16 protein-coding genes and 1 pseudogene are annotated in these 12,641 nt (G+C 34.8%); 3 read left to right on the top strand and 14 right to left on the bottom strand.

Features of this window, described 5'->3' with window-relative positions; all coding sequences use genetic code 11:
- A pseudogene (ltrA, locus tag GZA11_RS15250) lies at positions 1-724 on the bottom strand (group II intron reverse transcriptase/maturase); the annotation flags it as partial.
- An 872-nt stretch (positions 725-1,596) separates the two neighbouring features.
- Positions 1,597-1,740, bottom strand: coding sequence for a sporulation protein YjcZ (gene yjcZ / locus GZA11_RS15245; RefSeq protein WP_081905039.1), 144 nt, complete (start codon positions 1,738-1,740; stop codon positions 1,597-1,599).
- A gap of 118 nt (positions 1,741-1,858) precedes the next feature.
- On the opposite strand from yjcZ, the gene GZA11_RS15240 reads away from it, so the two are divergent.
- Positions 1,859-2,452: a DUF502 domain-containing protein gene (locus GZA11_RS15240; protein WP_163184321.1), complete on the top strand. Its 594-nt coding sequence runs from the start codon at positions 1,859-1,861 to the stop codon at positions 2,450-2,452.
- Positions 2,453-2,485: 33 nt separating this feature from the next.
- Here GZA11_RS15240 and msrB read toward each other — a convergent pair whose 3' ends face one another.
- The 5 genes from msrB to GZA11_RS15215 all read right to left on the bottom strand — a co-directional run bounded on the left by msrB (position 2,486) and on the right by GZA11_RS15215 (position 5,597).
- Positions 2,486-2,905, bottom strand: coding sequence for a peptide-methionine (R)-S-oxide reductase MsrB (gene msrB / locus GZA11_RS15235; protein WP_038541733.1), 420 nt, complete (start codon positions 2,903-2,905; stop codon positions 2,486-2,488).
- An 11-nt stretch (positions 2,906-2,916) separates the two neighbouring features.
- Complete coding sequence (msrA, locus tag GZA11_RS15230; RefSeq protein WP_038535685.1) at positions 2,917-3,453, bottom strand: peptide-methionine (S)-S-oxide reductase MsrA; 537 nt, start codon at positions 3,451-3,453, stop codon at positions 2,917-2,919.
- A 47-nt stretch (positions 3,454-3,500) separates the two neighbouring features.
- A complete protein-coding gene (locus GZA11_RS15225) occupies positions 3,501-4,076 on the bottom strand; it encodes a YpmS family protein (RefSeq protein WP_038535686.1) in 576 nt (191 codons plus the stop codon).
- Between the two features lie 6 nt (positions 4,077-4,082).
- Positions 4,083-4,907, bottom strand: coding sequence for an SGNH/GDSL hydrolase family protein (locus GZA11_RS15220; protein WP_163184320.1), 825 nt, complete (start codon positions 4,905-4,907; stop codon positions 4,083-4,085).
- Between the two features lie 111 nt (positions 4,908-5,018).
- Positions 5,019-5,597 carry an SCO family protein gene (locus tag GZA11_RS15215; RefSeq protein ID WP_038541735.1) on the bottom strand — a complete coding sequence of 193 codons (579 nt, stop codon included), beginning with the start codon at positions 5,595-5,597 and terminating at the stop codon, positions 5,019-5,021.
- A 211-nt stretch (positions 5,598-5,808) separates the two neighbouring features.
- On the opposite strand from GZA11_RS15215, the gene GZA11_RS15210 reads away from it, so the two are divergent.
- Complete coding sequence (locus tag GZA11_RS15210; protein WP_231315270.1) at positions 5,809-6,702, top strand: MBL fold metallo-hydrolase; 894 nt, start codon at positions 5,809-5,811, stop codon at positions 6,700-6,702.
- A gap of 43 nt (positions 6,703-6,745) precedes the next feature.
- Here the strand turns inward: GZA11_RS15210 and GZA11_RS15205 are convergent, their stop codons facing one another.
- The 5 genes from GZA11_RS15205 to tapA form a co-directional block, all read right to left on the bottom strand.
- Positions 6,746-6,997, bottom strand: a complete 252-nt coding sequence (locus GZA11_RS15205) for a DUF2535 family protein (protein WP_038535692.1) — start codon at positions 6,995-6,997, stop codon at positions 6,746-6,748.
- A 426-nt stretch (positions 6,998-7,423) separates the two neighbouring features.
- On the bottom strand, positions 7,424-8,023 hold the full coding sequence (locus tag GZA11_RS15200; protein WP_163184319.1) for an LPXTG cell wall anchor domain-containing protein: 600 nt from the start codon (positions 8,021-8,023) through the stop codon (positions 7,424-7,426).
- A 65-nt stretch (positions 8,024-8,088) separates the two neighbouring features.
- Positions 8,089-8,928 (bottom strand): TasA family protein, encoded by an 840-nt coding sequence (locus tag GZA11_RS15195; RefSeq protein WP_163184318.1) that lies wholly within the window; start codon positions 8,926-8,928, stop codon positions 8,089-8,091.
- 88 nt (positions 8,929-9,016) lie between these two features.
- Positions 9,017-9,586 carry a signal peptidase I SipW gene (gene sipW, locus GZA11_RS15190; RefSeq protein WP_163184317.1) on the bottom strand — a complete coding sequence of 190 codons (570 nt, stop codon included), beginning with the start codon at positions 9,584-9,586 and terminating at the stop codon, positions 9,017-9,019.
- A 17-nt stretch (positions 9,587-9,603) separates the two neighbouring features.
- Positions 9,604-10,497: an amyloid fiber anchoring/assembly protein TapA gene (gene tapA / locus GZA11_RS15185; RefSeq protein WP_163184316.1), complete on the bottom strand. Its 894-nt coding sequence runs from the start codon at positions 10,495-10,497 to the stop codon at positions 9,604-9,606.
- A 318-nt stretch (positions 10,498-10,815) separates the two neighbouring features.
- On the opposite strand from tapA, the gene GZA11_RS15180 reads away from it, so the two are divergent.
- Positions 10,816-11,163 carry a helix-turn-helix domain-containing protein gene (locus GZA11_RS15180; protein ID WP_163184315.1) on the top strand — a complete coding sequence of 116 codons (348 nt, stop codon included), beginning with the start codon at positions 10,816-10,818 and terminating at the stop codon, positions 11,161-11,163.
- Positions 11,164-11,188: 25 nt separating this feature from the next.
- Here GZA11_RS15180 and tatC read toward each other — a convergent pair whose 3' ends face one another.
- Positions 11,189-11,926, bottom strand: coding sequence for a twin-arginine translocase subunit TatC (tatC, locus tag GZA11_RS15175; RefSeq protein WP_038535704.1), 738 nt, complete (start codon positions 11,924-11,926; stop codon positions 11,189-11,191).
- 107 nt (positions 11,927-12,033) lie between these two features.
- Entirely contained in the window at positions 12,034-12,228 is a 195-nt protein-coding gene (gene tatA, locus GZA11_RS15170; RefSeq protein ID WP_038535706.1) for a twin-arginine translocase TatA/TatE family subunit, read from the bottom strand.
- Positions 12,229-12,641: the final 413 nt, after the last annotated feature.

The following is a 12,641-nucleotide window of genomic DNA, read 5'->3' as shown; positions in this document are numbered from 1 at the left end:
AATGGAGTTCATGACACGAATTCCTGCTTTCTTTGTTTTCACATAGATGTTACAGTCATCCGCATACCGAACAAACTTATGTCCACGTTTCTCAGCTCCTTATCCAATTCATGAAGCATGATGTTTGATAAAAGTGGACTGAGCGGGCCGCCTTGAGGCGTTCCCATGTCCGTTTCCATTACTACTCCATTGATCATCACGCCTGATTGAAGATACCGGCGGATTAACTTCAGTAGAATTCGATCTTTGATCGTTTTCGCCAAGATCCCCATCAGTTTGTCGTGATTCACCTTGTCAAAGAATTTCTCTAGGTCTATATCGACTACCCAACGATATCCTTCTTTGGATATAGCCCTTTGCTTCCCTAACCGCATCATGTCCCCTTCTACCTGGTCGGAAACCATAGCTACGGTCCGAGAAGGTCGGATCAAAGATTTTCGTCAACACTTGGGCAATCGCTTGTTGGATGAAACGATCGGTCACGGTAGGGATCCCTAGAAGCCTTACTCCTCCGTTCGGTTTCGGGATTTCGACTCGACGGACGGGTGAGGGCTTGTAGGTTCCTTCTCTCAACGACTGTCGAATGGAGTCCCAATTTTCGTAGAGGTGTCTTCGTAGGTCTTTTACGGACATTGCCATCTACTCCGTGACTTCCTTTATTCTGATCGACTCGTTTAAATGCCGCCAGGAGATTTTCCCGTGACAAAATCATTTCCATCAACATTGATATCCTCTCCACGTGAACGAATTCCTCTATTTGTGCCATCTTCTGCTCCACCCTCTTGAAGTCCCCTGTGGAATTCACCACTTCCTTCTTCAAGTAAGTCCTATCGGATTGTCTGCTTCAACACAGAAGATGAACGCCTAGCGATTCGTTCTCCTTAATTGTTCAGTCCTTCCTCTTCCATCTCGAGCTTGAAAGAGTACTATGACTTCTGACTGTTCAGCTATCTATCACTAGATAGGTTACCAAGGTTACTTGGCGTGCCAGTCAGACCTCCCCGGGTAAGAATGTAATCTTTCCTTCCATCCATCTGCTTCATTTACTCTGTATCACCTTCGGCTGTAAATGTCAAAATAAGAATGCACAATTTTGATTGTATAGTGATGTACAAAAATGATTTTATGGATAATTATGTTATTAAGTGGTGGATAGTAATAACTTGACATGGAGCCTCTACGGGCATGACTTACGAGCCAAGAAGCCAGCAATATCAATAGCTGGCTCCGCCTAACAAGGCTATCATGCCCGCCTCTCCATGTAAAGTTGCCCTAAGGCAATGAGAGAAGCTATATAGCTTTAAACAATCATTTTTGTACATAGTTAAATTAGCATTTCCACCTTCGGCAGAAAGGGCTTCGTTTTGATGTGCAAACTCACCCAGTGATACCTAGCCTCATATGAAGTTCGTGTTCCTCAGACCGGAAGTTTGCCGCTCGCTTCCTTCAGATTCCGCGTCACCACGGACACCCTTGCGTTAAGCTAACTGCTACTTCTGCCTTCGCAGCTAGGGACTTTCACCCTATAGATTACACCCATGCCGGGCGCACATATGAAAGAGGGTGTTCCAAAGGAACACCCTCTTTTTTCATTTATTAATATTTTACTACCACTGCACCAATGATAATTAATAAAATGAACAAGACAACGATTAACGCAAATCCACCGTAACCAAAGCCAAATCCATAGCCATACCCATAAGTAGGATATCCACAGCCTCCGCCATATCCATAATGCATATTTACATATCACTCCTCAAATATATTTCTATTCCTTGTTACTTTATGTTATAGGTGCTTGACCTGTCTATGTATTCGCCTATATGATGAATACGATTATGAATTGGGGGGTGAAATAATGAAAAGCATCTTGAAGAGTTTTATTAACGGAATCTTAACGATCGTCCCAATAATTCTCGTTATTTATGTTATTTATAAAACATTTATTTTTTTAGATGGATTGCTCGGCAATACTTTAAAACCATACTTGAAGGAAGATTATATTCCCGGTATCGGCTTACTATCCACTATCATTCTTATCACACTTTTAGGATGGCTCTCAACAAAATATATTACGGGAAAAATCATTAAAATCATTGATCGTCTCCTTGAAAAAATTCCTGTCGTAAAAACTATATACTCCGTGATAAAGGATACCATTCAAAGTTTTCTGGGGGAGAAAAAATCATTTTCAAAGGTTGCATTGGTAACGATACCTGGTACTGAAATGCGTAGTATCGGATTTATTACTTCTGAACAATTAGAAGACTTTTACAGCCCATTAAAGGATCATATCGCAGTCTATATCCCGCAAACCTTTCAAGTAGCAGGTTTTACATTTTTAATCCCTAAAGAGCAAGTGGAAATCATTAATATAAAACCTGAGGAAGCAATGAAATTTATCCTTTCCGGAGGAATGACCTCGACCGTAAAGCAAAAAGAAGCTGAATAATAAATAGTAAAAAGCCGCTGTTTATAGCGGCTTTTACTCAAATAGCTTTATATAATCTCCATACCCCTCCTCAGCAAGCCTTTCTTTCGGGATAAATCTCAAGGCTGCAGAGTTAATGCAATAACGGAGACCGGTTGGAGCTGGTCCATCGTTAAACACATGTCCCAAATGAGAATCAGCTGTTTTGCTCCTCACTTCTGTCCGAATCATAGAATGGCTGTAATCCGCCTTCTCAATGATTTCCTCTTTATCGAGAGGCTTGGAAAAGCTTGGCCAGCCGCAGCCAGCATCAAACTTGTCAAGTGAACTGAATAATGGCTTTCCAGACACGATATCAACATAAATGCCTTCTCGAGTTTCGTTCCAATATTCATTATGAAATGGAGGTTCCGTACCATTTTTTTGCGTCACTTCAAATTGCATGGGTGTTAATTTTTTTTTCAGCTTTTCCATATCTTTTTCTTTCACTTGGTATTCCCCCAATGCTTCTGAATAAAACCGGCACGCCCTGATCCGATTTGATATCTTTCATAATGAACCGGATTCTTTTTATAATAATACTGGTGGTATTCCTCAGCTGGATAAAACGGCTTTGCTGGTAATATGGGTGTGACAATAGGCTTGTTAAACCTGCCGCTTTCCTCCAATGCTTTTTTTGATTCCTCCGCAAGCTTCTTTTGGGTTGGATTATGGTAAAAAATAGCTGTCTGATAAGATTTCCCTCGGTCATGAAACTGGCCAGTCGGGTCTGTCGGATCAATTTGCTGCCAAAATATCTCTAATAGTTTTTCATATGGAAAGATTTTCGGATCAAAGGTAATTTGTACAGCCTCATAATGACCGGTTGTATCGGAACAAACCTCCTGATAAGTTGGGTTTTCTACGTGTCCTCCTGTATAACCAGATATAACACTTTTAATGCCCGGCTGTTCATCAAAAGGCTTTACCATACACCAAAAACATCCGCCAGCAAAGGTTGCCAGCTCGTATTTTTCGTTCATCGTTTTACACCCCGTTTTTTGCAAAAATCTTGCCATCACTATTTTATTTAACTTACTGGAACAAAAATGAAAAAGGAAATCCGATCATTTTTTAAATCAATCTGATCTACTTTTATTTTCATATCACTCTTGAGGTTTAGTTGTTGCATATGAACATAAATTTGTTTGTCATTTGGCCTAATTTCGACGCCTTTTGGCAGTTTATAATTTTCACTGATAAATTTAAGTACATAAGAAATCGGAAGAGGCAGGTTACCAATGGACATTGATTTTTGTATGAGGACCAGATCCCCATTTTCAAGTGCTTTTGGTACAAAAGTTAATTTCATATTTACTTCTTGACTAAACACTGGCAATGTTCCATATAATTCCACATCGTTCCCTAATAAAACTTTATATTCAATTGGGGAATCGGCTGCCTCTTTCTTTATATAATGATTTATGAGCTGATTTAAATCATATTTATTTGAATGCACTTGGAATGAAACATAATTTTTATCATCTTTGGATTTCACATTCTTTATTTCCTGATCCGGAGTTAAAACAAGTGAAAAAATAATTATTGCAATTAAAAGGTTAGCCCCCAACAGGATTAGAAATCCTACTTTCCATTTGTTTTTCATAAAAATCTAATTCTCCTCTTTAGTTACCATAAACGACTTCTTTTCCATATCCGGCAGAACCTTACTTTCTAGTGTTTCATTCAGTCTATGGGCAATCAATTCATATCCCTTGTCATTCGGGTGGAAATTATCGCTATAAAGTAAATTTTCATCCGAATTAGTAAACAAATCTTTAATACCGACATAATATGCATTTGGATATCTTGAAATCACTGATTGCGCTGTATTGTTCCACTCGGAAACAATTTCATCAAATTCTTTAATATCAGAGAACCACTTAGAAAACGGATTATATAAACCTACTAATACAATCGATACATCTGGGTTTTCTTGAAGGATTGTTTCCATAATTTCACTTAGGTTATTTTCGAAAACATCCTTCCCTTTCATAAATTCATCAATTTGAAGATGATAAAAATTATCCTTAACCACTTTCATAATATCATTTCCACCAATAGTAAGGATGACCAAATCTGCCTTTCGTAATACTTCTTTCATTTCATTTGATTGAAGTCTTTTTAACAGCTGATCTGAACGGTTTCCCTTTACACCGTAATTATAGAAATCTACCTCTTTGATATGTTCTTCTTCTTCCAACATGGATTCTAAATATGGTAAATATCCACCCTGACCTGTGCTATCACCCACTCCAAGTGTTAATGAGTCCCCTGCTGACAGCACCGTTAAGGTAGATGGAGATTCATTTGCAGGAATCGTTTCAAAAGCTTTTGCTGTCGTTTCCTTCGCTTGTCGAATTGCTTTCTGTTCAATTTTAAAGCAAGAGCTTAAGAATATAGCGGAGATAATGAGAAGGGGGAGTAACTTTTTCATTTTATCACCTGCCTTCTTTAGCTTATGTTTATTATAACATGACAATTTTTATACAGAACAAACATATACTATATCTTATTCCCAATAAAAAAAATAGACCATTGTATTGGTCTATTGTAACTTTTCAATGTCAGAAATAATTGTTTCGTAAGGTACATCCTTATATAAATCATATGTTTTTTTAATTTTTCCATCTGGGCCAACCAAATATACATAAGTTTGATGAATAACCTGATTTCCTTCCTCCGGTTTTTTCACGATTGTTTTGAACGTCTTCCTTGCATAGCTTTCAATAAATTCCTGGGAATAGCCTGTTAAAAAAGTCCAATTGTTTAAATCTGCACTAAATTGTTTCGCATAAGATGTTAATATTTCAGGTGTATCCACTGTAGGATCGACACTAAATGAAACAAATTCAACGTTTTCAAACCCTTCCTCTTTAACCATTTTCTGTAATTTCACCATATTTGCGGTCATCGGAGGGCACACATCCCCACAGTTCGTAAAAATAAAATCTGCAATCCATGTTTTCCCTTCCAAATCCTTTAGGGAAAATGGCTTATTATCATTAGTTGTTGCTGAAAAATCTTCAACATCCCAATTTAGGGCATTTTTTATTTCTTTTTGACCACATGCAGCCAATAACAGGATGGAAATAACAAATAATAACATAACCAAACGATATTTCATATTATCACCTTCATCCACTTCATTTACATCCTTGAATAGTGTAACAAAGTTTCATCTAAGAAAAAAGGAAAAGAATATTGATCATCATTATTTATCTGTAAAATTTGAACAAAATGTTTCAGGAACCCTAAATTTATGGTATGATGAATGAACATTCAGTCGATTTTCAAGAAAATTATAAATCTTTTTTACAAATTTGTGAGGTGATTCAATGATGGATCGAATCGGACCGATATTAATTGTGGAAGGACCAAATAACAGCAAAGTCCCTTATTCCAGAAGCCTCTATCTAGATTGTTCCGAAAAAATTTTAATTGATTCTGGTGCGGATGCCACCACTCTTCTTCATCTCGATCATGAACTGGGGGTTAATCAAATTTTCAACACCCATTACCATCCAGATCACACACGGCACAACTATTTATTTAAAAAAGCTGTAAAACTAATCAACCCAATTGAATATGAAACAACACGAACGTTAGATGATATCGCCCGTGCCTATGGAATTTTTCAAGAATGGGGCCAATCAGCAATAGAAAAATGGAAATCATCTATTCCACAGAAATGGGTGGAAAGCCTTCGTCAGATTTCCGGGTCGTATGAATATGAAACCGAATATCAATTTGGTAAAGAAAAGGTCATCTTTTTACATACTCCTGGACATACAAGTGGTTTTTCCTGCCCATATTTTCCTGATTTAGGTGTCGTCTTTACAGCAGATTATGACATGACCTCTTTTGGTCCATGGTATAACGGGGCCGATGGTGATATAGAGGACTTTATTGCTTCTGGACAACGACTACTGTCCCTTGATGTAAAAACTTATATCACTGGTCACCAAAAAGGAATATTTACTAATAATGAATACCATCAGGCAATGAAAACTTATCTCTCCATCATTGATCGACGTGATGAAATCATTGATCGGTATGTTCAGCAGGGTTTAAATTTTAATGAAATTGCGGAAATTGGAATTTTCTATCCTAAAAAAGCATTGCAAAAAAATCCAATATTGAAAACATGGGAACGTAGCGGAATCCGCAAGCACTTAAAGCGTCTAGGATATTCAATTGAAGAAAAGGCAAATGAGATAATCAAGATGTAAGACATAAAAATGAGCATCGGTCAATCCGATGCTCTTTAGTTCTTTATGCATTATTCTTTAACTCATCAATTCGAAACAGCTGTTCATAATCTTTCCATTTCATAACCTTCTTCAAATACTCCTTAAAGGAGTAGCACTTCTTCGGGCTTTGCTCCCTATAGATTGACTTAATAAACATTTGCAAACGGACTTGGATCAAAAATTTAAATGTACTATCGTCCTCCAATACAGGAATATCTAGAACTTTAACCTTCTGTCCAACTACATTTTTGAACTCCAGGCTTTTCAATAACAAAATATCAATCCTCTTTTTCACCCGTTTGACTATATTATACACCTTTTCCCTATCGAAATCTGTCTAAATGTGCTGATTATATTTTTGAGTTTTATACTCTCTTAAACACTGCCATCAAATAAATTTCTGTAACAAGTCAATTAATTAATACTAGGAACATATAATCTTGTTACAATGTAGCTATTAAATGATAAACATTAGTGGATTTACCTTTTTTTAGCTTTATATACGTGGAAGGAAGTCGATCATTATTTAAGTGCGGGCCAATCCATATACAAAAATATAGTTTGAATAACATTCATAAGAGATATTATTTTTTATATTTCAAATTTCACAAAAAATAAATCAGCTATCACATATTTTAATATTAATAATTAAGGTATACAAAAAAGACCCTGATTTTAAACTACTTAAATCAAGGTCAGATTAAACATGTTTTTCAAATCCGTTACGTTTTCTAATAACAATTTGAAGGAAAATTCCAGTAAATACCAATAGCCCTCCAGCTATTAAAATGTTATACATATTCGTACCTGTCACAGGGAGTTTTGGCCCATCCGCTGGGAGAACACCACCTAATGTTCCTTCGACATACAACTTAAACTGAAACTCAGTTTCAAGACCTTGGAATTCATTAGTTAAATCTATTGGAACCTTAACATGAATTTGTAATTTTTCATTGTGTTTACTTTTTAATAATCTTGGGGGCAATTGCTTAAATTCAAATAACTTCCCCTCAAATAATACATCACTATTATCCTTTATAGTTAAATCTAGCTTGTTATAAAATATTCTCGAACCTGATAAAAATTTACTTGAGAAAATATAATTAAAGTCCTGTTTTCCATTATTTTTAATTATTAAATCACGTGTTACCCAATCTCCTGGTTTAACATTGGTTAGATCGATAAGAATCGTGCTTGGATCTGTAGTTAAATCAATTTCATAATTATTTGTTTCTCCATATACCCGAGTAGGTGATAAAAATAAAAGAAAAATAGATAGATAAATGTATATTTTCCTCATAAAATACCTCTTAAAATTGGTAAAGAAAAGGCGGAAGACCCACCTTTTCTTTTTTTATTAAAGAATTAGTCTTTATTAACTTCTGTTGTTTCTGTTTTATGCTTAGCTGAACCTTTTGTAACTGGGTTAGGCATATTTTGACCATCAGCAGAACCTTGAACTTCGTTATTTACAGAACCATTTTGATTATGGGTATCAATGTGTACTCCATCCCACTGAGTAGCTTCAAGGTTAAAGAAGAAATCAATCTTATCATTCATAAATTTGTTTTGAATATATTCACCATTATCATCTTTGGTTAGGTCATTATTAAATGTAATTTGGATGAATACATCATCAGTATCCGTTGGATTGACTGGTAGCCCTCTTTCAGCTTCTTGACCTTTAGCAACAGTTAGAGGTGCAAGGTTAATTTTACCACCAGCCCCCTTGTATTCATCTTTAATTTTTGGCCCATAAGTTTGTGGACCAGCAACTAAATCTGCTAATGTTAAAGTTTCACCAGACTTAACAATATTATTTCGTGGTTCCCATTTTTGCGATTCTCCATCAACCGAGGCAAAATCAATTACAAATTGTGATAGATAATCTTCTTGAGTTGAAGGATCTCCCCCATCTTTAAAATTTTTTGCTGTAACATCTAATAAAACTTCTTTAATTGCCAATGTACCAGCATTATTTAATTTGAAAATTCTTTGTACATTGTCCCCTGGTTTTAAGTTAGATAGATCGAAGCTAATTGGTTTATTTCCACTTTTACCAACAACAAGGTCTAATTTACCCGATGCAAAATGGTTATTAACTGTTGCTGTGTCGTTAAAAGCTGCCCATGTTCCCCCACCAATTAATGATAAACCTAGTGCTGCTGATGCTACACCCATACCTAATTTCTTTTTAATACTCATTTTTCTTCCTCCTTAATTTCTCCTCCGTTTTTTCGAGGTATGTAGTTTATTATTGAATCCCTATGTTTCCATAAGGAATACAACCAATTTAAGCAGTTCTTTGTGCTTCTTTTTGGGTTTTATCTAATTCTCTTAAGCCCGTTATGATAGAGTAGGCTGAGTATATTAGTAATAGAACCCCTGGAGTAATAAGTAAGGTTGCCATACCTTTATTTGACTTTGCAAAATCCATGAAATATCCAATAAACGGTATGGTAAAACCTGTATATTCTCCAATAACATTTTGAGATAAAACAAGGTTAGTGTCTGCGTCTTCGTTATTATCACCTTTTGTTTGGTACATTACTTGATCATCCTGTTTGATTACCTTAATAATTCTGTGTGTAACCACAGATTGGTCTTGTTGCAAATATGAAATAATATCATTTTCTTTTAGTTTTGTTGTATCAGCTAATGGCTTCACTGTTATTATTGAGCCGGTTTTAAAAGTAGGCTCCATTGACCCGGAAAGTACGGTTTTTAACCGGTATCCAAGGAAATTTGGTTCTCCTCCGGAAGCTTTAGATGAAACGACAACGAAAATCATGAAAATTAACAGCAAGAATAAAATGATAGACAGCAAATTACTAGTAATCTTCCAAACTTTTTTTACAGTCATAATTGCACCACTCCATTTCAATTGACTTTTACATTTGTTTTGGAAACAGTTAAGCTAATTCCAGCTGACTCATTTCCATTTTTATCAACTGTTGTAATTCTATAGGTGACTTTTGTTTTTGTATCATCTTTTCCTAGTTCTAGTTTTTGATCTTTAAATTCTGGTGAGATCATATTACCTTCTTTATAAATTTTTAAGTGACTAAACTCTGGTGATGTTGGATTCTTCCAAGTTATTGTTACCTGACCACTCTGACCTTTTATATTCCATTTGATATCAGTAATCTCACCTATTGGCTGTTTTGTTTCAGGTTGTGGCTTAGGATCATTACTATTGTCTGGGATTGTTGTATCCTCAGAGGGTGGTAAGTTATCGACGATATTAACAGTAATTAACTGACTCCATCCTATGTAAGTATGTCCATTCGCATCTGGGTTATTTTTCGCAGGGTGGCCGAGTGGTCTACGTATAGTAAACCGATAGTTACCATTTTCTGTTACAGCAGCTGAAATGGTCCCCATTTTACCACTTTGAATGATTGGTACAACACCTGTAGCAACTGGATTACCTACTGGTTTTCCATCAACAACTTTATATAAGAAATACCTCCAAGTTGATGTTGAATTTGCTCTATCTCCCGCATTTTTAACAGTTGTATAAACAGTATTACCCTCTGCCCAGGCCTTAGTACCATCAAAATCTAAAGAGCTCTTATCCCAATCATTATTATCTGTATCCCAGTTGGCATGAAGGGAATTTTTAATAACTTCAATATCATTAAACGCAGCACCTGTGGTCGATGTTAAATAAGCCCCCGTTAATATTAGGACATACCATATCGAAACGAGCTGCCCAGCAATAAGTATCTTTCTAGCACGAGATCTAAATTTCCTTACACGTTTCGATCGCATAATTTCCTCCTTCTTCGTTCTATATATTGAATAATAACGATGTTATTTATAAAGAACGAAGTTGGTAAATTTTTAATTAACCCTAAGTATTACTTTATTTTCGTTCTTTTTATTGAACTCGCGAGTTAAGTATACTTCACAATAACGAACAAGAAAAAGCCTAAAAATCGCTAATTCTTCTTAATAAAGAACGTTTTTGTTCGTTTTTCTTTAAATTTCTCTTATTTCCTTACTTTTTTGTATTTTATAAAGAATTTTTTGTTCTTTATAATGAAATATTGATAATGGTTGTTTCTATATTTATAGGAGGTAAAGGTGATGTTAGGTGAACGAATAAAGCGATTAAGAATAGAAAAAGGATTATCTCTGACAGATCTAGCTAGAATTGCAGGTGTTTCAAAGTCATATTTAAGTCAAATTGAACGTGGAAAACAAAACAATCCTTCTCTCCAGTTTTTACAAAAAATCGCAATACCTCTGGAAACGAGTTTGGAATATTTATTAGAAGAAATAGAGGATCAAGTAAATGTCCATAATACATTAGATAGTGAATGGCAATTATTAATTCAAAAAGCCATTCAGAATGGAATAGATAAAGAGGATTTCAAAGAGTATTTAAACTTTTTAAAATATCAAAAATGGAGAAATACAAAAAAAGACCTTTAGTAATTCTCACTAAAGGTCTAAATGATTAAGCTTCTATTTTTTCTTCTTCTTGTTCCTTCTTTAATCGTTTTCGGAACACAAATTTAGATAAGCTAATACTAATTTCATATAGCAACAATAACGGCAATGTCACAACAAAATCAGACATAAAGTCAGGTGGAGTTATTACGATCGCAACAATGATTAAAACAAAATAGGCATATTTCCGTATCCTTGCCAAAACAAATGGATTGATAATACCTAAAGATGTTAAAAACATAACAATCGCCGGCAATTCAAATAACACACCAAAAGGTAGACTCATATACAAAATAAAACGAAAATAGCGGTCAGCCGTAAAGTTTGTGACAAATAAATCTGCTCCCATGTTTAATAAAAAATTTAACACCATTGGGAAAATGATAAAATACCCGAAGGCAAGCCCAATTATAAATAAAATAAATAGTGCTGGAATATAGGATAGGGTAATTTTTCGTTCCGATGGTTTTAATGCCGGTTTGACAAACAACCAAATTTGCAGGGCTAAAACAGGAATGGTACCGGCTATTGCTACTACAGTGGCCAGCATAAAATAGATGCTAATAATGTCACTTGGACCTAAAACCATCAATTTCTCATCTAAATCTCTTACAAACCACTGATAAATATTATCTACATAAATAAATCCAACAATAAAAAAAACGATAAAAGCAATGGCTGAAATAATAATTCTTCTACGTAATTCTTCAAGATGATCTACTAAATATAATTCTTTATCTTCCATATTTTCCCCTACCAACTTTTAAAGATAAGATGTGAATGACTAAGGGACTCACATTCTTATTAAAATATTCTCCGGAAGAAAAAGGTGCAAGACATAAATCTTACACCCTATTTGCTCAATTTTTCCTTTTCTTCCTTCACATCTTCCATTACATCTTCTGTCAATTCACGAGTGGATTTTTTAAATTCTTTTAATGTTTGCCCAAATGCCCGACCGATTTCAGGTAACTTTTTTGGTCCAAAAATAATAAGTGCTAATACTAAAATTAAAATTAAACCGGGTACTCCAATATTCGATAGCATGATCTGCATCCCCTTCAAATTGATATCTCATTGTGATTATAGTATTGTAAATTTATTTTGGGGCATTTTTCCGCAATAATTCATAGTAAATTCACAATATCCATGTCAATAAACTATAATAATATAATTTCGTTTGCTTTTTTGCACAAATTTCATCTCTATAAATGAATGTAACAATAACCTATATCGAATGTCAATCTTGTTTCTATAAACTAATTTTTTTAAAAATTTTGACAATTAATTGGTTATTACTTATAATTGAAACATTAAAATACTTGTTAATAAAGGTTCTCCGTCAAATGTTGGGGTGGTAAAGAAATCAGGCCACCCCTATCCTATATGTAGACCCATTCCTTTATACTGATGTCTCAATAAGATTCTTGCTCGAAATCTCTTGAAGTTTTTATATCCAT

Origin of the sequence: Neobacillus sedimentimangrovi, assembly GCF_010614825.1 — a bacterium.
GTDB classification, from domain to species: domain Bacteria; phylum Bacillota; class Bacilli; order Bacillales; family Cytobacillaceae; genus Neobacillus; species Neobacillus thermocopriae.
Note: the sequence above shows the minus strand (reverse complement) of the source record. Positions and strands in the feature narration are given on the sequence as shown.